The following is a 15,977-nucleotide window of genomic DNA, read 5'->3' as shown; positions in this document are numbered from 1 at the left end:
ATGCAACGGGGCGCCCAGATGAAGACCAAGTTCCTTTCCACGATCCTCGGTTCCATGGCGCTCGCGCTGCTCGTGCCGTCCGCTGCGCAGGCGCAATTCTCGGACAATTATAATTTTCTGAAGGCGGTGAAGGACAAGGACGGGCAGAAAGTCACCGATCTGCTCCAGAAGCCCGGCTCCACCGTCGTCAACAGCCGCGATCTGTCGACCGGCGAAAATGCGCTGCACATCATCGTCGCGCGCCGCGATGCAAGCTGGCTGGCCTTCCTGCTGTCCAAGGGCGCCAACCCCAATCTGACCGACAATGATGGCAACACGCCCCTGATGGACGCCGTGCAGGGCCGGTTCGAGGAGGGCGCCCGCACGCTGCTCACCTATAATGCGCAGGTGGACAAGGTGAATGGCAGCGGCGAAACCCCGCTGATCCGCGCGGTACAGTTGCGCGATATAGGCCTTGTCCGCCTGCTGGTGGCGCAGGGCGCCAATCCCGACAAGCGGGACACCATCGCCGGCATGTCCGCCAAGGATTATGCCGAACGCGACGGCCGCACCCCCGGCCTGGTCGAGGCGCTGGACGCCGCAAAGCCCGCGACCAAGCCCAACGGTCCGGTACAAGGCCCGGTATTCTAAGCGAAGATCGCCCCCCCGAAAGGGGACGGCCATCGCATATGGAAACCCGTCATGCTGAACTTGTTTCAGCATCTATCGAGCCGCAATCCCCGACTTCGCGTTGGCTCGATCTGCTTATTATCGCGCCTCCAAAGGCTTCAGTGCGAAGCGAGATATGGATGCTGAAACAAGTTCAGCATGACGATGATGGGGTCGTCAGCGGGCATGCGAGAATCCTCCCCTGAAAGGGGAGGGGACCATTTGCGCAGCAAATGGTGGAGGGGTAATCGCGCAACCTCGGAGGGCTTCACGATACCCCTCCGTCACGCGCTTCACGCGCGCAACCTCCCCTTCCAGCGGAGGATCTTTCGCCCCTCTATCACCCTGCCCGCACTTCCTCCTCGCTCCACCAGCGCAGATGATGCGCCACGCCGCTCTGCCGCACACAGGCCTCCAGTGCACCGGCCAGCCGCTCCACCGTCTCGCTGGTGTCGACAGGACGAAACCAGCGCCAGAGGCGCGGTTTCGACGGCTCGATGAAACAGAGATGCCCGTCAGGATATTCGAGATAGGCGCCGCACCCGATCCAGAGCGGAAAGCGGTCATGCGCAATCATCACGCACCAGCCCCAATCTTCCGCAACGGTCTTCGTGACCCGATAGCCATGGGCCGGTAGCCCGGCAGCCAGCAATCGCGCCAGCATTTCGCCGCCAGGCCGGACCTTCGGCCCGTCGCGCAACGCGCCCGATCGAAATTCCAGATGCGACCGCATCGCGCCTCTACCCGTTACCAGCCCAGTTCCGCGGCATGGTCCGGATCGCTCAGCGCCGTCAATCGGCGGGCCGCACGCCGGGCGAAGCGCAGCGTCTCCGCCTTGCGCCGCGCCGCCGCCAGCGGCTCGACCGGGGCAGGGCGGACCAGTTCAGCATCATATTGGTCCGCGACGATCAGGCCGGTGCGGGTCGGCCACAGCGCCTCGCTGTCGAACAGGCTGATGTCGAAGCCGGCTGGCACCGCCCAGAAATAGCGGTCGCAATAGTCGAAATAATCAGGCCATTTCATGTCGCCCAGCAAATCGGCCCTGCTGCACTTGATCTCGACGATCGTCAGCCGACCCGCGCCGTCGATCGCCATGATGTCGGCTCGCCGCCCATTGGGCAGCGGCACTTCCAATATGCCGCTCATATCATGCCGAAAGAAAAGGCGCAGCGTACCGCGCGCCACGGCAAGGGCCGTCCCATCGGTCAGGGGCGTACAGCTTTGGGCAGACATGTCGTTCATGGCCGGACATTAGAACAAGTCAGGAACAAAAGAAAAGGCCGATTCGGACATCCGAACCGGCCATCATGATTCACGCCATGCGCAGCGCGCGGTACCAAATCAGCGATAGAAAATATGATTGTCGATCGACGCCAGTCTGGCCTTGCCCCAGCCCGGGGCGACCCGGCGGGCGTGGAAGAACAGCGCGCCTTCGGCCAGGCTGTCCCAGCTATCGTCAGCCGCGATCTGGGCGATGGCGACGGCTTCGCGCCAGCTGCGGCTTTCCTCGCGAATGGGGGGCATGCCATGACCGCGCACGAAGCTGAACTGGCTCGGCTGATAGACGACGCCGCACAGGCTGTCGGCGAAACGGCCGGACTTGGCGCGGTTGATGATGACGCGCGCGACGGCCAGCTGGCCTTCCAGGCTTTCGCCCTTGGATTCGAAATAGACCGCTCCGGCCAGGCACTTCATGTCGCCTTCCAGCTCCTCGGGTGCGCCTTGGGCGTCGACCAGAGCAGCGAGGCTGGTTGCCTGCACATCGGAATCGGGAGAAATCACGGTATCGCCCTTGGGGGCGGAAGCCAGCGGCTGCGACACTTCGCGCGGCGTGCCATAGATGACGGCGGGCTGAGAGCCGACCATCGGCGCTACGGAGAGCGCGGCGGGAAGGGTAGTAGCCGACGAGATCGCTTCACTTGCGATCGACATGTCGGAAGCCGTCATCGCTGCTGCGGCTGACAAGGCAAAGGCTGCGGCGATCGCAGCTTTCAGACGAAAACTCATTATAGCTCAAAAACATGCGGTTCTTGGCCGGGGCGTCGTCTCTTTTTAACCCAAATTCACCGCGACGACCGGCCGCCCCCCGTCTGCGTGTTTACCGCGCCCGCCCCCCTTGGGCGAATGTGGCAACCTGCGCGTTGGCGTTGGGCGCCTTTGCCCGGGTCGAAACGATGAGTCAACGATCAGCAGATCGTTTCAGCGGCGAACCGTTCCGCTTCCGGGATGTCGAGTTCGATTATCCACAGGTCGGGGTCCGACCTGCGGCGACGCGCTATATAGAGGTTCAGCGCTTCCGGCCCCTCCTCCGGGGTGGGTCCACAGCGCATCAACGCATAACTGCCCTGAAGGTTCGGCACCCTTTCAAAAAGTCCCGATTCCACGCCCCGGTCCATCGTCTGAACCAATATTACGCCGCTGATCTCGTCCCCTTTGACCAGGATCGTGGCAAATCCTCCCTCAGCTGCGACCCGCCGCCGCAGGGCGCCGACCAGCATCGCACTGGTCAGCCGGGCGTCAGCCGCCATAGCCCGGCAGCGAAGATAGCGCGAATTGCGATCGCATGAAGGTGCCTGTGCCGCGCCCGACTTCCTCGCCTTCGGAATCGATCAGGCTCGCTTCGGCCACGAAGACGCGGCGCTTGCCACTGATCCACCGGCCTTCGGCACGGATGCGCCCCGGCCCGATCGGCCGGGTGAACAACAGATTGAACGCGGTGGTCAGCAGGAAACGGTCACTGACCAGGCTGTTGGCGGCATAGAAGGCCGCATCGTCCAGCATCTTGAAATAAACGGTGCCATGCACCGCGCCCGCGGCGTGGAACTGATTCTCGTCGACATCGAAATCGATGATCGATCGCCCCGCTTCCGGAATCGTCAGGTCAGACCGGAACAGCCGGTTGATCGGCGCGGAACGATAAAGCTGCTCCAGCGCACGGAAATGCGCGGTCTCCCCACTGGGGCTGTCCGGGCCACGACTGTCCGGGCCGCTGGGGCCGTCAGGCTGCGTCACGCGCCCCGCCGCCAGCCAGCAGCGCATGCAACGCGCCGGTCGACTTCGCACCACGCAGCCGCGCCACATTATTTTCGTCGCGCAAATAGCGGGACACGCGCGCCAGAGTCTTCAGATGCTCGGCACCGCTGTCGACCGGGGACAGCAGGGCGAATACGATATCGACCGGCGCCTCGTCCACCGCGTCGAACGGCACCGCCGGATCGAGCAGCACGACGACACCGCACATCTTGTCCAGACCCGGAATCTTCGCATGGGGAATGGCGACACCGCCGCCAAAACCGGTCGATCCCAGCCGTTCGCGCTCGAACAGCGCGTCGCCCACTTCGTCGGCCTCCAGATCATAGGCGCAGGCTGCGAGGGCAGCGATCTTCTGGAACAGCGCCTTCTTGCCGTTCGCCGCCAGCCCCGTCGCGAGCGCGTCGGGTGAAACGATGTCGTTGAGATTAACCATGGTCTATCCGAAACGGCCGAGCCGCGCAGGCCAAGTCATCGCGCTTGTGCTCGGACAATGAAAGCCCGGCCCCATAAGCCGCCTGCAACCACAGGTCAAGGCAAGGGGCCGGGCCAGCAAGAGGGGCCTTACAGGACCGCCCCTCCAAAATTCAGCGGATCAGGCGCGCGGCTCTACCCACCCAATCGTCCCGTCATGCCGACGATAGACCATATTATAAGCGGACGTGCCGGCATTCATGAACAGCAGCGCGTTGGTATTGCGCAGGTCCAGCATCATGACGGCGTCGGACACGCTGGCTTCGGGAATGTCCACCCGCGTTTCCGCGACGATCAGGGGTGCGTCGGCCGGTTCTTCCTCCTCGTCGGCATTGGCGGCAAAGATGGTGTAGCCCGCGCCATCGATATCATCGACGCTATAGCCATTGGCGCGCTGCGCCTCGGCAGCGGCGGCCTGAACGCTGCGATCCTTCAACCGGCGCATATAGCGGCGAAGCTGCTTTTCGATGCGGTCGGATGCCTGATCGAAGGCGGGATGCGCTTCCTGCGCTTCGCCCGCGCCTTTCAGGATCAGTCCCGTCATCACATGACAGACGATATCGCAATGAAAGGCTCCATGCGGCGCCTTGCGAAAGGTCACCTGGGCGGAAATCGTGCGAGAGAAATATTTCTCGGCCACAGCCTCCAAACGGTCGTAGACATGCTGCTTGAGCGCTTCGCCCGTTTCGACCTGATGCCCGGAAACACGAATATCCATATGCCTTCTCCTTATTCTTGCCGGGCCGCCAGGAAAGCGGCCCGGTGGGCGTGGAGGGCATAGGCCAGTTGCGGTCTATGCCTCCTGCAACCAGAGCGGCTCCTTCAGCGTCGCGACAAACGCTGCGTGCCGTTCCAGTTCCGCCGCGCTGGCCGTAAAGACCCGCGCGGGACGAACAGGGCGAACCACGGGACTTTCCGTCAGTTCCACCCTGACTATCTCTTTTGCTTCCTCCTGTGCCAGACCCAGGCCGATCTGACGGCCGCCGGTCAGTTCGATATAGAGTTGCGCCAGCAATTCGGCGTCGAGCAGCGCGCCATGCTTCACGCGATGGCTGCGGTCGATGCCGTAGCGGGTGCAGAGCGCGTCCAGACTATGCTTGGCGCCGGGATGCAGCGTGCGGGCGATGGCGACCGTATCGATCATCCGGTCCATCGACACGTCGGGCAGGCCGCACAATTTGAGTTCATGGTTCAGGAAGCCGAAGTCGAAGCGCGCATTATGCGCGACCAGCGGGCTGTCCTCCAGAAATGCGAGCAGGTCCGCCGCGCCGCTCGAAAAGAGCGGCTTGTCGCGCAGAAACTCCTCCGACAGGCCATGCACGTTGAAGGCGGCCGTCGGCATATCGCGCTGCGGATTATAATAAGCGTGGAAGGTCCGGCCACTGGGTACGCGATTGACGAGTTCGATGCAGCCGATCTCGACCAGCCGGTCGCCCGATACAGGATCGAAGCCTGTCGTTTCGGTATCGAAAATGACTTCTCGCATCGCCCTCTTCATTCGACTCTATGGGCCAACCCTTATCTGCCTGTCTTGCGTCCAAGGCAAGCGACCAGACGCCTTACCTGTGCGCGGGTTGCGGCAAATGTCGTACCCGTCTGGATGATATAGTCGGCCCGCGCGCGTTTTTCAGCATCGGGTATTTGCAGATGGACAATCTGGCGGAATTTTCTGGCGCTCATCCCCGGCCGCGCCAGGACGCGGCGGCGCTGCTTCCAGGCCGGCGCACTGACCACGATGATGCCCGCCAGCCCGCGTCTCTGCCCCTTGCCCTCGAACAGCAGGGGAATGTCCAATATCACGAACGGCCGGGACCGATGACGTTGCAGGAATCGCCTGCGCGACTCGCGCACCGCCGGATGGACAATCGCCTCCAGCGCCTTGCGTTCACCCGGATGGCCGAACACCGCCGCGCCCAGCTTCGCCCGATCGACGCCCATTGGACCCGTGGTGCCGGGAAAGCGCGCCTCGATCGCCGGGAGCAAAGCGCCGCCCGGCCCCTGCAAGCGATGCACTTCGGCGTCGGCGTCGAACAGCGGCACCCCCGCCTTGCGGAACATCGCCGCCACCGCCGACTTGCCCATGCCGATCGACCCGGTCAGGCCATAGACCTTCATCCCCCGCCCTCAGTCGTCCGCAGCGAGCAGCAGCGCGCGCAATTCCTCGTCCAGATCGCGCGGCGCTTCCGCATCGAAGAAGATATCGAACGCCAGCGCCGCCTGCCCGATCAGCATTTCCAGCCCGTCCAGAGTCTTGAGGCCCCGCGCCGCAGCAGCCTTCAGCAATCCCGTCTCCAGCGGCGCATAGACGATGTCATAGACGGTCGCACTGTCTGCCAGCGGCGCCAGATCCAGCTCCAGCAACGGCTGGCCCACCATGCCGAGCGACGTCGCATTGACCAGCAGGTCGGCCGCCGGCAGCGCGTCGGCCATGCCGATCGCCTGCCCCTTCACCCCGGCCCGGTCCAGCAGCGCCTGCCCCTTGGCCGGATCGCGCGCCATGACCGTGATGTCCGGCACGCCCAGGCTGGTCAGCGCGAACAAAATCGCCCGCGCCGCGCCACCGGCCCCGACGATGACGGCGCTCTGCCCCTTCCACTTGTCGCGCAACAGCGGCTGGAGGAACCCGCCCGCATCGGTATTGGTGCCGATCAGCGGCCCGCCCGTCTCGCTCGCAATCGTATTGACCGCGCCGATCCGCTCGCGCACCCCGCCCGGATCGTCGACATAGTCCATCACCGCGATCTTGTGCGGAATGGTGACATTGCAGCCCAGCCAGTCGGGATCGGCCCGCCGCATCAGGAAATAGGCGGCCAGCCCCTCCGGCGTCACATGGGTCTTCTTATATTCTGCCTCGATATCCAGCGCGTTCAGCCAGAAATTGTGAATCAGCGGCGATTTGCTGTGCGCAATGGGGTCGCCGATCACTTCGGCATAAGGGAGGGCATCGGTCATGCCGCCAAAACGCCGCGCACGCGCAGAAAGTCAAGCAAAGGCAGCAGCGGCAGGCCCTGAATCGCGAATTGATTGCCCTCGACCTTGCTGAAAATCTGCACCCCCGGTCCCTCGATCCGATAACAACCCACGCACCAGCGCAATTCCTCCCAGTCGGAATCGAGATAGGACGCAATGAAAGCGTCGGACAGCGGTCGCACCGTCATCCGCACCCGCTCGACATGGCGCCAGATCGCCTCGCCATTCAAAACGATCACCGCCGCGCTGTGCAGATGATGCACCCGGCCCGATAGCAGGCGCAGGATTCGTTCCGCGTCGGCGCGATCGACCGCCTTGTCGATCATCTCGCCGCGCTCTTCGCCGTCGCCGATACTCAGAGTCTGATCGCAACCCAGCACCAGTCCGCCCGGCACCCGGCGCGACACTTTCAGCGCCTTGAGTTCCGCCAGCGCATCGGCCAGCGCCCGCGCATCGAGCCCGTCGGCGCGCAGCGCCTCCTTGGCCGCTTCCTCGTCCACACCGGGCGATAACGCCTCAAACGGCACCTGCGCGGCGGCCAGCAACGCCCGGCGACTCGCGCTCTGGGAGGCCAGTATGATCATAGCGGCGCCCCTTCGGCCAGTTCGCGGTCGTTGAACAGGTTGATGATAGCGGCCGCCGCTTCTTCGATCGACCGGCGGGTCATGTCGATCACCGGCCAGCCATTGTCGGCGAACATGCGCCGGGCAAAGGCCAGTTCCTCCTGCACCTTGTCATTGTCGACATAGGCGGTTTCGGGCGCCTGATTCAGCGACAGCAGCCGGTTGCGCCGTATCTGGATCAGCCGTTCAGGGCTGACGGTCAGCCCCACCACCATTGGATGCTTCAGCCCATAGAGGCTGCGCGGCGGCGGCGATTCCGGCACCAGCGGGATATTGGCGGTCTTGTAACCGCGATTGGCCAGATAGATGGAGGTCGGCGTCTTGGACGCGCGCGACACGCCCGCCAGCACGATGTCGGCCTCTTCCCAATTTTCATGCCCCACGCCATCATCATGGGCGATGGTGAACTGGATCGCCTCGATCCGCGCGAAATAGGCTTCGTCCAATATATGTTTGCGCCCCGGCCGGGTTCGCGTTTCCTGTCCCAATATGTTGGACAGCGCGTCCGCCACACTGTCCAGCGCCGCGACATGCGGCAGGCCCAGCGCGCGGCAGCGCGTCTCCAGCCGCCGGCGCAGCACATGGTTGGTCAGGGTGAACAGCACCAGCCCCGGATTGGCGCTGATCTCCTCCATGATCCGGTCGAGATGCACGTCAGACCGCACCATCGGCCAGAAATGGCGGATCGCCTCGACATTTTCGAACAGGCCGATCGCCGCCTTGGCGATATTCTCCAGCGTTTCACCGGTGGAGTCCGACAGGAGATGAAGATGGATGCGCGCCATGGGATATCTCTGTGGGGTGCCTGTGGATAAATCAAGGGATGAATCTGGGGATAAAATCCCGCCTTTCTCCCGTCCCCACTGACCGGAATCTTATCCACAAGCCCCCAACAGGACCGGGATTCCATCAACAGCCTGTGGATAACGGGGATAGAGTCGATGACTCGCCGTGCCCCTCCGTGACTCTCCTGAGTCAAGTTGTTGGCAAAAGCGGGCACAGCGCATAAACCCCGCTGCCAACGGACCAACTATCTCCCCCTATCTTTGAATCTAAATAATAAGAGAGAATGTGATGTGCGAAGACGCCCCGGCCAGTCCGATCGAGAAACCGCTCCTCGCCGTTCTGAAAGGGGATCGTCCCGCCGCGTCGCCCCAGTCACCGCCCATGTGGCTGATGCGCCAGGCCGGCCGCTATCTCCCCGAATATCGGGCGCTGCGGGCCGACAAAGGCGGCTTCCTCGAACTCGTCTATGACAGCACGGCGGCGGCAGAAGTGACTCTCCAGCCGCTCCGGCGCTTCGGCTTCGACGGCGCGATCCTCTTTTCCGACATATTGATCGTGCCCTACGCCATGGGGCAGGATCTGTGGTTCGAAGCTGGCGAAGGCCCGCGCCTCGCCCCCATCCTTAGCGAAACCGACCTGTCGGCGCTGACACCCGATTTCAGCCGCTTCGACGCGGTCTACGAGACGGTGCGGCAGGTGAAGGCGGCCTTGAGCCCGGAGGTCACCTTCCTGGGCTTTGCAGGCAGTCCCTGGACCATCTCGACCTATATGGTGGCAGGGCAGGGCAGCAAGGATCATGGGCTCGCCCGTCGCATGGCCTATAACGAGCCGGAACGCTTCGCCGCCCTGATCGACGCGATCGTCGAGGCGACCGTCATTTATCTGTGTGGTCAGATCGAGGCCGGCGTCGAGGCCGTGCAACTGTTCGACAGCTGGGCCGGCAGCCTGTCGCCGCTCCAGTTCCAGCGCTGGGTGATCGAGCCCAACAAGCGCATCGTCGCTCGCCTGAAGGCGCTGCATCCGACCATCCCCGTCATCGGCTTCCCCAAGGGCGCAGGCGCGAAACTGGCCGATTATGCAGCGCAGACCGGCGTCGACGCCGTCGGTGTCGATGAAACGATCGATCCCTACTGGGCCAATCAGGCGCTGCCCACCGGCATGCCGGTGCAGGGCAATCTCGATCCGCTCGCGCTCATCGCCGGCGGCCGCGCAGTGGAGGAGGCGGTCGACAACATCCGCGCCGCCTTTGCCGATCGCCCGCATATCTTCAACCTTGGCCATGGCATATTGCCCGACACGCCCATTGCACATGTCGAAGCGCTCATTAGCTATGTCCGAAAGGAAGGAGTGCTCGCCTGATGGCCTATCTTGGTGCCGCCTATCTCTGGGTGAAGGCCGCCCATGTCATCTTCGTCATCTTCCTGATGGCGGGGCTGTTCATGATGCCGCGCTTCTTCGTCTATCATCAGGAGACTGTGCCCGGTTCGCCGGAGGACAAGCGTTGGATCGAGCGGGAAGGACGTCTGCTCAAGATCATCCTCAATCCCTCGCTGATCCTCGTCTGGGTTTTTGGCCTGATGCTGATGGTGGAAATCGGCGCCTGGCATTTCGGCTGGTTCCACCTGAAACTGCTCTTCGTGCTGGGCCTGTCGGGCTATCATGGCTGGATCGCCAGCTATACGAAGAAGCTGGCGCGGGGAGAACGTCCGCTGGGCGACAGGCAGTTGCGGATGCTGAACGAGATTCCCGGTGTCGCCGCGGCGGTGATCGTCATCGCCGTGATCGTGAAGCCCTTCTGACGCCGCTTTTCCATGACGGCCGGGAAAGGAGATTCCTATCCTATTCCCGGCCCGTCATGCTATATCGGGGAACACCCCGCAGACACGCGAATAGGATCAGCGCCGCGCAATAAAATGTCAGAATCTGCGGGAAATATGCGAAGTTAAGCGTCAGCCCCGGAGCATCGTCTCATGAATCCACCCCGCACATGGTTCGGTCCAAAGCGTATCGGCTGGGGCTACAGCCCCCGCACCTGGGAGGGCTGGGCCGTCATCGGTCTGATCGTCGTCGCCTGTATTTTCCTCAAGCGAGTGACCTGATTCAGACCGGATCGATCGCGATATTGTCGATCAGCCGGGTCGTGCCCAGCTTTGCCGCGCCCAGCAGCCGGGCCGGGCGATCCAGCACCGCCATCGGCTCCAGCGTCGCGGCGTCACACAGCGACACATAATCGATCGGCCCGAAACCATGGGCCGCCAGCGAGGCGATCGCCTGCGCCAGCGTACCCGCGACCGGCTCGCCCTTCTCGATCTGCCGCTTCGCCTCCCCCAGCGCGCGGGGCAGGGCCAGCGCCGCCTTGCGCTCTTCGTCGCTCAGATAGGCATTGCGGGAGGAGAGGGCGAGGCCATCCTCGGCCCGCTGGGTCGGCAGGCCGACAATCTCGATCGGAAGGTTCAGGTCCGCCACGAAGCGGCGGATCACTGCGAGCTGCTGATAATCCTTCTGCCCGAAAATCGCGATATCGGGCTGCACCTGGTTGAACAGCTTGGTGACGACAGTCGCCACCCCGTCAAAATGGCCCGGTCGCGCTGCGCCATCCAGCCCGTCGCTGATCCCCGTCACGCTGATATTGGTGGCATAACCGGCCGGATACATGATCTCGACCGTCGGCGCCCATAATATGTCGACCCCGGCCGTCTGAAGCATCTGCGCATCCTTGGCCTCCCGCCGCGGATAGGCGGCCAGATCCTCGTTCGGGCCGAACTGGCGCGGATTGACGAAGATCGACACCACGACATGGCGCCCATGCCGTCGCGCTTCCTCCACCAATGCCATATGCCCGTCATGCAGGGCGCCCATGGTGGGCACCAGAACCAGCGGCTTTCCGTCGCTTTTCAGCATCTGGACGGCAGAGCGAAGGGCGGGCAGGTCACGCAGCGTTTGCACGGATGGAACGGCTCCGATAAGGGCAACAGGATAGCGATGTCCTGCTAGGCTGCTGCCGGCGCGACCGTCAACAAACATTGCGACAATCAACGGGGTTATCAGGGGCAATGGCGAATCCGCAGCCGCATCTTATCGTTTTCGCCAATGAAAAGGGCGGGACCGGCAAGTCGACCACGGCGGTTCACACCGCCATTGCCCTGAGCGCACTGGGCCACAGCGTGGGCATGATCGATCTCGATCCGCGCCAGCGCACCGTGACCCGCTATATGGAAAATCGTCAGGAAACCGCGCGCCGCCGCGCTATCGACCTGCCCATGCCCGATTTCGATGTGTTCACCGGCGACAGCATCGATGCGCTGGACGATCAGGTCATCAACCTGGCGCAGGGCAAGGATTTCCTTGTCGTGGACACGCCCGGCCGCGACGATATCTATGCCCGCCATCTGGCGCCGCACGCCAATACGCTGGTCACGCCGATGAACGACAGTTTCGTCGATTTCGACCTTATCGGTCAGGTCGATCCGGAAACCTTCAAGGTCCGCCGCCTGTCCTTCTATTCCGAACTCATCTTCGACGCGCGCAAGACGCGGGCGAAGGTCGACGGCGTCACGATCGACTGGGTGGTGCTGCGCAACCGCGTCCAGCATCATGACGCCCGCAACAAGAAGCGGGTGGGCGACGCGCTGATGGAATTGTCGCGCCGCGTCGGATTCCGCGTCATTCCGGGCCTGTCGGAGCGCGTCATCTTCCGCGAACTCTTCCCCTCGGGCCTTACCCTGCTCGACAAGGGGCATCTGGGCGAACTGGGCGTCAGCCATATCGCCGCGCGGCAGGAATTGCGCGAAATGGTGTCCGGCCTCGCTCTGCCCACGGATGATGGCGCGGTGTCGCTGGACCTGCTCGGCGCCGCCTGATGGGCGGGCTCACTCTGCTGCTGGCTGGCCTTGCCATCTGGCTGATCTGGACAGGAAGGCTGCAACGCATGACGGCAAAGGATGGCATGGCGCTGGGTGCGGCGCTGGTCGGCGCGGTGCTGGCGGCCAAGGGCAAGCCGGTGATCGGCGCGCCCCTGCTGATCGGCGCGGCGCTCTTCTTCGCCAAGCAGGGCAATGCCAGGACGAAGGCCGCCAAACGGGCCGCTCCGCCACCTGCGCCACCCCGCAACGATGATGTGGCCCAGGCCCGCGCCTTGCTCGGCGTCGCGCCTAATGCCGATGCCGCGGCGATCCGCGCGGCCCATCGTCGCCTGATCGCCTCGGTCCACCCGGACAAGGGCGGCACCGAAGCGCTCGCCGCCCAGATCAACGCCGCGCGCGACCTGCTGCTGGACGATCAGGACCGTCAGTGACCCATAGGTTCGACCCGACTCTGCTGCGCGACTATGATCTGCGCGGCACGGTGGGCGACACGCTGCACGCCGTCGATGCCTGGGCGCTGGGCCGCAGTTTCGGCACGGTCATCGCCCGGTCCGGCGGCCGGCGCATCGCGGTCGGCTATGACGGGCGGCTGAGTTCACCGATGCTGGAAACAGCGCTGGTCGACGGGCTGGTCGCAACCGGGATCGACGTGCTGCGCATCGGCCTTGGCCCTACGCCGATGCTATATCATGCCGAGATGACGGGCGATGTGGATGGCGGCATTCAGATAACCGGCAGCCATAATCCCGGCGACCAGAACGGCTTCAAGCTGGTGAAGGATCATGCGCCCTTTTTCGGCCCCGATATCCAGACTCTGGGCGCCATGGCGGCGGCAGGCGACTGGGAATCCGGCACGGGCCGGGTCGAAACGGTCGATATCATGGATGGCTATGTCGCGCGGCTGATGCAGGGCTTTGATGGTCCGGCCTGTCGCATCGGCTGGGACGCGGGCAATGGCGCGGCCGGTCCGGTGGTAGAGAGACTGGTTCAATTGCTCCCGGGTGAGCATCATCTGCTCTTCACCGATATAGACGGTCATTTTCCCAACCATCATCCTGATCCTTCCGAAGAGAAGAATCTGGCCGACCTGCGCGCCCTTGTCCGCGACAAGCAACTCGATTTCGGGGTGGCTTTCGATGGCGATGGCGACCGGATCGGTGTGATCGACAGCTGCGGCCGGGCCATATCGGGCGACCAGTTGCTGGGACTCTTCGCCGGGGACGTTCTGAAAAACCACCCGAACGCGCTGATCGTCGCCGATGTGAAGGCCAGCCAGACCGTGTTCGACCGTATCGCATCGCTGGGTGGCCAGCCCGACATGTGGAAGACCGGCCACAGCCATATCAAGTCCAGAATGAAGCAGATCGGCAGCCCGCTCGGCGGCGAAACGACCGGCCATCTCTTCTTCGCGGACGATTATCCCGGCTATGATGACGCGCTGTACGCCGCCGTCCGCCTGATCCGTCTCTTAGGTGCGACCGGACAAAGCATCACCCAGCTTCACGACTCGCTGCCGGTCAGCCTGATCACCCCGGAACTGCGCTTTCCTGTCCCAGAAGCGCGCAAATTTGCCGTTGTTGAAGAGGTGCTGGCCCGCCTGCGCGCAGAAGGCGCCGACCTGCGCGCGATCGATGGCGCCCGCGTCCGCACCCCGGACGGCTGGTGGCTGCTCCGCGCGTCCAATACGCAGGCGGCCCTGGTCGCTCGCGCCGAAGCAGCGGACGAATCAGGCTTGTCACGCCTGCTGGCCCAGATTGATTCGCAACTCGCCGATTCGGGCATCACAAGGACCTGAATCCTTTCGATTCACGCCTGCACGGAAAAAATTCTGGTATCGCTATCGTTTCTTTCCGCAACTTTCCCTTACGGAAATTAAGGAATTTCCAAACGATTGCATAAAACGCAATCGACCCTCCATGTTTCGCATTTGCGACAATTGTCGCTGCACCGCAAAAGGAACAGGCCTTTCAGGCATCCTCTCCTAAAACTTCATAGCCGTCCTTCTGGGCGGCTTTTTTTTGCTTTTTTTCGCCCGGTCCATCGTGTGTCCGCCGTAGCGTCCACGCGGCGCTAACCATCGCGGCGGCTGCAAATGCGGCCTTTTCCGTCGCCGCCACACTGGAAATTAACTTCATCCTTGCTAAGCCAAGTGGCTCATAAGCTGGATTTGCGCGTTGAAGCGGCGCCAATCGGCATGAGAAGAGTCGCCAAATAGTAGAGGATTTGCCATGTTCCCCAGCCGCCATATCAACCGCTTTCTTCTGGTCGCCGGGGCCGTGACAGCACCGATGCCAGCCTTTGCGGGCGGCTTCTATCTTCAGGAACAATCTCCGGTGGAAATCGGTCGCGCCTTGTCTGGCGGCGCTGCGGCGGGTGACGATCCCTCGACCATCTATTTCAACCCGGCCGCGATGACCCAGTTGCAGGGGGTGCAGATTTCCGCCGGTGCCTCGGCGCTGCTGGCGACGGCGCATCAGACCAATCGGGGCAGCTATCGGTCTATCCCCGGATCGACCGCCCGCGTGCCGATCAGCGGCAGCGACGGTGGCAATCCGTTCGAAAGCGTCATCCCCGTCCCCAGCTTCTATGCAACAGCGCAGGTGACCGACCGGCTGTGGGTCGGCCTGGGCGTCAACGCACCCTTCGGCCTGAAGCTGGAATATGATGATGATTTCTTCGGTCGCTATGACTCGCTCTACACCGACCTCAAAACCTATAATATTCAGCCTTCGGCCGCCTATAAGCTGACCGATCGCCTGTCGATCGGCGGCGGCGTGGACGTCCAATATGTGAAGGCGACGCTGACCAACGCGCTGCCGCAGCTTTCGCCGCTCGCCAGCACCGACGGCTTTGCCAGCCTGAAGGGCGACGACTGGTCGATCGGCTGGAATGCCGGTATCTTCTACACCACCGGCGACACCAATTTCGGCGCCCATTATCGCTTCGGCGTCAGCCACAAGCTGGCCGGTACGCAGAGCATTTCGGGCCTGACCGGCCTGCTGGCTGGCGCCAATGGCGATTTCGATGCGACCGCGCCGCTCAACCTGCCGGATATCGCCACGATCAGCATGATGCACAAGCTGACGCCCAATCTGCGCGCCATGGTGACGGGCAAATGGTATAACTGGTCGCGCTTCAAGGGCATTGCCGTCACGTCGGCCACCGGCACGACCAATAAGGAACTGGATTATAAGGACAGCTACTCGGTCAGCGTCGGCGGCGAATATGATGTCAGCCCCGCACTGACCCTGCGCGCCGGCACCATGTTCGATCGTTCCCCCACCAATCCGCAGCATCTGACCACGCGCGTTCCCGATGGCGACCGCGTCTGGCTGACCGGCGGCGCGACCTTCAACATCTCGCCGGCGGCGGCGCTCAATGTCAGCTACGCCCATACCTTCGTGGAGAAGGCGAACATCATCCGTCCGGACAGCTATTATCCCGCGCCGGCCACCGTCACCGCAACGACGCTGGCGCAGACCAGCGGCAATGCCGATCAGGTCGCCGCATCGATGACCGTGCGTTTCTGAAGCCGGCGCTTCTAACGGCCATCAAAAATCCCTATAGGGGCTCCGTAGCTTAC

The 15,977-nt window shown here is 63.2% G+C and carries 22 protein-coding genes; 8 read left to right on the top strand and 14 right to left on the bottom strand.

The features are described 5' to 3' along the window. The first annotated feature begins 18 nt into the window (after positions 1–18). The gene (locus tag BMX92_RS14595; RefSeq protein WP_256213440.1) at positions 19–630 is read left to right on the top strand and encodes an ankyrin repeat domain-containing protein; all 612 of its coding nucleotides are present in this window, start codon (positions 19–21) and stop codon (positions 628–630) included. A gap of 358 nt (positions 631–988) precedes the next feature. On the opposite strand, the gene BMX92_RS14590 is transcribed toward BMX92_RS14595, so the two are convergent. From BMX92_RS14590 to BMX92_RS14535, 12 genes are all read right to left on the bottom strand, one after another. Continuing rightward, entirely contained in the window at positions 989–1,381 is a 393-nt protein-coding gene (locus BMX92_RS14590; RefSeq protein ID WP_093017740.1) for a hypothetical protein, read from the bottom strand. Between the two features lie 14 nt (positions 1,382–1,395). Further along, on the bottom strand, positions 1,396–1,890 hold the full coding sequence (locus tag BMX92_RS14585) for an MmcB family DNA repair protein (RefSeq protein WP_093017738.1): 495 nt from the start codon (positions 1,888–1,890) through the stop codon (positions 1,396–1,398). Between the two features lie 99 nt (positions 1,891–1,989). Continuing rightward, positions 1,990–2,655: a cell wall hydrolase gene (locus tag BMX92_RS14580; RefSeq protein WP_093017736.1), complete on the bottom strand. Its 666-nt coding sequence runs from the start codon at positions 2,653–2,655 to the stop codon at positions 1,990–1,992. Between the two features lie 179 nt (positions 2,656–2,834). Next, entirely contained in the window at positions 2,835–3,176 is a 342-nt protein-coding gene (locus BMX92_RS14575) for a DUF1491 family protein (protein WP_093017734.1), read from the bottom strand. After that, on the bottom strand, positions 3,166–3,687 hold the full coding sequence (locus BMX92_RS14570) for a PaaI family thioesterase (RefSeq protein ID WP_093017732.1): 522 nt from the start codon (positions 3,685–3,687) through the stop codon (positions 3,166–3,168). The genes BMX92_RS14575 and BMX92_RS14570 overlap by 11 nt, the downstream gene beginning before the upstream one ends. Beyond that, a complete protein-coding gene (locus tag BMX92_RS14565) occupies positions 3,647–4,114 on the bottom strand; it encodes a PTS sugar transporter subunit IIA (protein ID WP_093017730.1) in 468 nt (155 codons plus the stop codon). Before BMX92_RS14565 ends, BMX92_RS14570 begins: the two co-directional genes overlap by 41 nt. Before the next feature lie 159 nt (positions 4,115–4,273). Next, on the bottom strand, positions 4,274–4,870 hold the full coding sequence (gene hpf, locus BMX92_RS14560) for a ribosome hibernation-promoting factor, HPF/YfiA family (protein ID WP_093017728.1): 597 nt from the start codon (positions 4,868–4,870) through the stop codon (positions 4,274–4,276). A gap of 75 nt (positions 4,871–4,945) precedes the next feature. Next, positions 4,946–5,638 (bottom strand): DNA polymerase III subunit epsilon, encoded by a 693-nt coding sequence (gene dnaQ, locus BMX92_RS14555; protein ID WP_093017726.1) that lies wholly within the window; start codon positions 5,636–5,638, stop codon positions 4,946–4,948. Between the two features lie 32 nt (positions 5,639–5,670). Further along, entirely contained in the window at positions 5,671–6,267 is a 597-nt protein-coding gene (coaE, locus tag BMX92_RS14550; RefSeq protein ID WP_093017724.1) for a dephospho-CoA kinase, read from the bottom strand. A gap of 9 nt (positions 6,268–6,276) precedes the next feature. Next, positions 6,277–7,104: a shikimate dehydrogenase gene (gene aroE / locus BMX92_RS14545; RefSeq protein WP_093017722.1), complete on the bottom strand. Its 828-nt coding sequence runs from the start codon at positions 7,102–7,104 to the stop codon at positions 6,277–6,279. Further along, a complete protein-coding gene (locus BMX92_RS14540; protein ID WP_093017720.1) occupies positions 7,101–7,706 on the bottom strand; it encodes a Maf family protein in 606 nt (201 codons plus the stop codon). The genes aroE and BMX92_RS14540 overlap by 4 nt, the downstream gene beginning before the upstream one ends. Next, entirely contained in the window at positions 7,703–8,530 is an 828-nt protein-coding gene (locus BMX92_RS14535) for a pyruvate, water dikinase regulatory protein (protein ID WP_093017718.1), read from the bottom strand. Before BMX92_RS14535 ends, BMX92_RS14540 begins: the two co-directional genes overlap by 4 nt. Before the next feature lie 289 nt (positions 8,531–8,819). Here BMX92_RS14535 and hemE point away from each other — a divergent pair, with 289 nt between their 5' ends. The 3 genes from hemE to BMX92_RS28035 all read left to right on the top strand — a co-directional run bounded on the left by hemE (position 8,820) and on the right by BMX92_RS28035 (position 10,630). Continuing rightward, a complete protein-coding gene (gene hemE, locus BMX92_RS14530; RefSeq protein WP_093017716.1) occupies positions 8,820–9,890 on the top strand; it encodes a uroporphyrinogen decarboxylase in 1,071 nt (356 codons plus the stop codon). After that, the gene (locus BMX92_RS14525; protein ID WP_093017714.1) at positions 9,890–10,330 is read left to right on the top strand and encodes a CopD family protein; all 441 of its coding nucleotides are present in this window, start codon (positions 9,890–9,892) and stop codon (positions 10,328–10,330) included. The genes hemE and BMX92_RS14525 overlap by 1 nt, the downstream gene beginning before the upstream one ends. 171 nt (positions 10,331–10,501) lie before the next feature. After that, the gene (locus BMX92_RS28035) at positions 10,502–10,630 is read left to right on the top strand and encodes a hypothetical protein (protein WP_256213439.1); all 129 of its coding nucleotides are present in this window, start codon (positions 10,502–10,504) and stop codon (positions 10,628–10,630) included. Between the two features lies 1 nt (position 10,631). Here BMX92_RS28035 and panC read toward each other — a convergent pair whose 3' ends face one another. Beyond that, the gene (panC, locus tag BMX92_RS14520; RefSeq protein WP_093017877.1) at positions 10,632–11,477 is read right to left on the bottom strand and encodes a pantoate--beta-alanine ligase; all 846 of its coding nucleotides are present in this window, start codon (positions 11,475–11,477) and stop codon (positions 10,632–10,634) included. Positions 11,478–11,584: 107 nt separating this feature from the next. Here panC and BMX92_RS14515 point away from each other — a divergent pair, with 107 nt between their 5' ends. Genes BMX92_RS14515 through pgmG form a run of 3 tightly spaced genes read left to right on the top strand, consistent with a single transcriptional unit; the run spans position 11,585 to position 14,189 of the window. Then, positions 11,585–12,391, top strand: a complete 807-nt coding sequence (locus tag BMX92_RS14515; protein WP_093017712.1) for a division plane positioning ATPase MipZ — start codon at positions 11,585–11,587, stop codon at positions 12,389–12,391. Beyond that, the gene (locus BMX92_RS14510) at positions 12,391–12,825 is read left to right on the top strand and encodes a DnaJ domain-containing protein (protein WP_093017710.1); all 435 of its coding nucleotides are present in this window, start codon (positions 12,391–12,393) and stop codon (positions 12,823–12,825) included. The genes BMX92_RS14515 and BMX92_RS14510 overlap by 1 nt, the downstream gene beginning before the upstream one ends. After that, positions 12,822–14,189 carry a phosphoglucomutase/phosphomannomutase PgmG gene (gene pgmG / locus BMX92_RS14505; RefSeq protein ID WP_093017708.1) on the top strand — a complete coding sequence of 456 codons (1,368 nt, stop codon included), beginning with the start codon at positions 12,822–12,824 and terminating at the stop codon, positions 14,187–14,189. The genes BMX92_RS14510 and pgmG overlap by 4 nt, the downstream gene beginning before the upstream one ends. Positions 14,190–14,361: 172 nt before the next feature. On the opposite strand, the gene BMX92_RS27365 is transcribed toward pgmG, so the two are convergent. Further along, positions 14,362–14,529, bottom strand: coding sequence for a hypothetical protein (locus BMX92_RS27365; RefSeq protein ID WP_177185056.1), 168 nt, complete (start codon positions 14,527–14,529; stop codon positions 14,362–14,364). A gap of 93 nt (positions 14,530–14,622) precedes the next feature. Between BMX92_RS27365 and BMX92_RS14500 the strand changes: the two genes are divergently transcribed. After that, a complete protein-coding gene (locus BMX92_RS14500; protein ID WP_093017706.1) occupies positions 14,623–15,924 on the top strand; it encodes an OmpP1/FadL family transporter in 1,302 nt (433 codons plus the stop codon). Positions 15,925–15,977: the final 53 nt, after the last annotated feature.

Origin of the sequence: Sphingobium sp. YR768, assembly GCF_900111125.1 — a bacterium.
Classification (GTDB): Bacteria; Pseudomonadota; Alphaproteobacteria; order Sphingomonadales; family Sphingomonadaceae; genus Sphingobium.
The sequence above is the reverse complement of the archived record's forward strand: the minus strand, read 5'-3'. Positions and strand labels throughout refer to the sequence as shown.

Bases quoted from the DNA above. Each gene is read 5' to 3' on its own strand.
- aroE (WP_093017722.1), bottom strand. From the start codon at position 7,104: ATGACCGATGCCCTCCCTTATGCCGAAGTGATCGGCGACCCCATTGCG.
- hemE (WP_093017716.1), top strand. From the start codon at position 8,820: ATGTGCGAAGACGCCCCGGCCAGTCCGATCGAGAAACCGCTCCTCGCC.
- BMX92_RS14580 (WP_093017736.1), bottom strand. From the start codon at position 2,655: ATGAGTTTTCGTCTGAAAGCTGCGATCGCCGCAGCCTTTGCCTTGTCA.
- BMX92_RS14500 (WP_093017706.1), top strand. From the start codon at position 14,623: ATGTTCCCCAGCCGCCATATCAACCGCTTTCTTCTGGTCGCCGGGGCC.
- dnaQ (WP_093017726.1), bottom strand. From the start codon at position 5,638: ATGCGAGAAGTCATTTTCGATACCGAAACGACAGGCTTCGATCCTGTA.
- BMX92_RS14575 (WP_093017734.1), bottom strand. From the start codon at position 3,176: ATGGCGGCTGACGCCCGGCTGACCAGTGCGATGCTGGTCGGCGCCCTG.
- BMX92_RS27365 (WP_177185056.1), bottom strand. From the start codon at position 14,529: ATGAAGTTAATTTCCAGTGTGGCGGCGACGGAAAAGGCCGCATTTGCA.
- hpf (WP_093017728.1), bottom strand. From the start codon at position 4,870: ATGGATATTCGTGTTTCCGGGCATCAGGTCGAAACGGGCGAAGCGCTC.
- BMX92_RS14515 (WP_093017712.1), top strand. From the start codon at position 11,585: ATGGCGAATCCGCAGCCGCATCTTATCGTTTTCGCCAATGAAAAGGGC.
- BMX92_RS28035 (WP_256213439.1), top strand. From the start codon at position 10,502: ATGAATCCACCCCGCACATGGTTCGGTCCAAAGCGTATCGGCTGGGGC.
- BMX92_RS14525 (WP_093017714.1), top strand. From the start codon at position 9,890: ATGGCCTATCTTGGTGCCGCCTATCTCTGGGTGAAGGCCGCCCATGTC.
- BMX92_RS14570 (WP_093017732.1), bottom strand. From the start codon at position 3,687: ATGCGCTGCTGGCTGGCGGCGGGGCGCGTGACGCAGCCTGACGGCCCC.
- BMX92_RS14540 (WP_093017720.1), bottom strand. From the start codon at position 7,706: ATGATCATACTGGCCTCCCAGAGCGCGAGTCGCCGGGCGTTGCTGGCC.
- BMX92_RS14535 (WP_093017718.1), bottom strand. From the start codon at position 8,530: ATGGCGCGCATCCATCTTCATCTCCTGTCGGACTCCACCGGTGAAACG.
- coaE (WP_093017724.1), bottom strand. From the start codon at position 6,267: ATGAAGGTCTATGGCCTGACCGGGTCGATCGGCATGGGCAAGTCGGCG.
- BMX92_RS14590 (WP_093017740.1), bottom strand. From the start codon at position 1,381: ATGCGGTCGCATCTGGAATTTCGATCGGGCGCGTTGCGCGACGGGCCG.
- BMX92_RS14565 (WP_093017730.1), bottom strand. From the start codon at position 4,114: ATGGTTAATCTCAACGACATCGTTTCACCCGACGCGCTCGCGACGGGG.
- BMX92_RS14510 (WP_093017710.1), top strand. From the start codon at position 12,391: ATGGGCGGGCTCACTCTGCTGCTGGCTGGCCTTGCCATCTGGCTGATC.
- BMX92_RS14585 (WP_093017738.1), bottom strand. From the start codon at position 1,890: ATGAACGACATGTCTGCCCAAAGCTGTACGCCCCTGACCGATGGGACG.
- BMX92_RS14595 (WP_256213440.1), top strand. From the start codon at position 19: ATGAAGACCAAGTTCCTTTCCACGATCCTCGGTTCCATGGCGCTCGCG.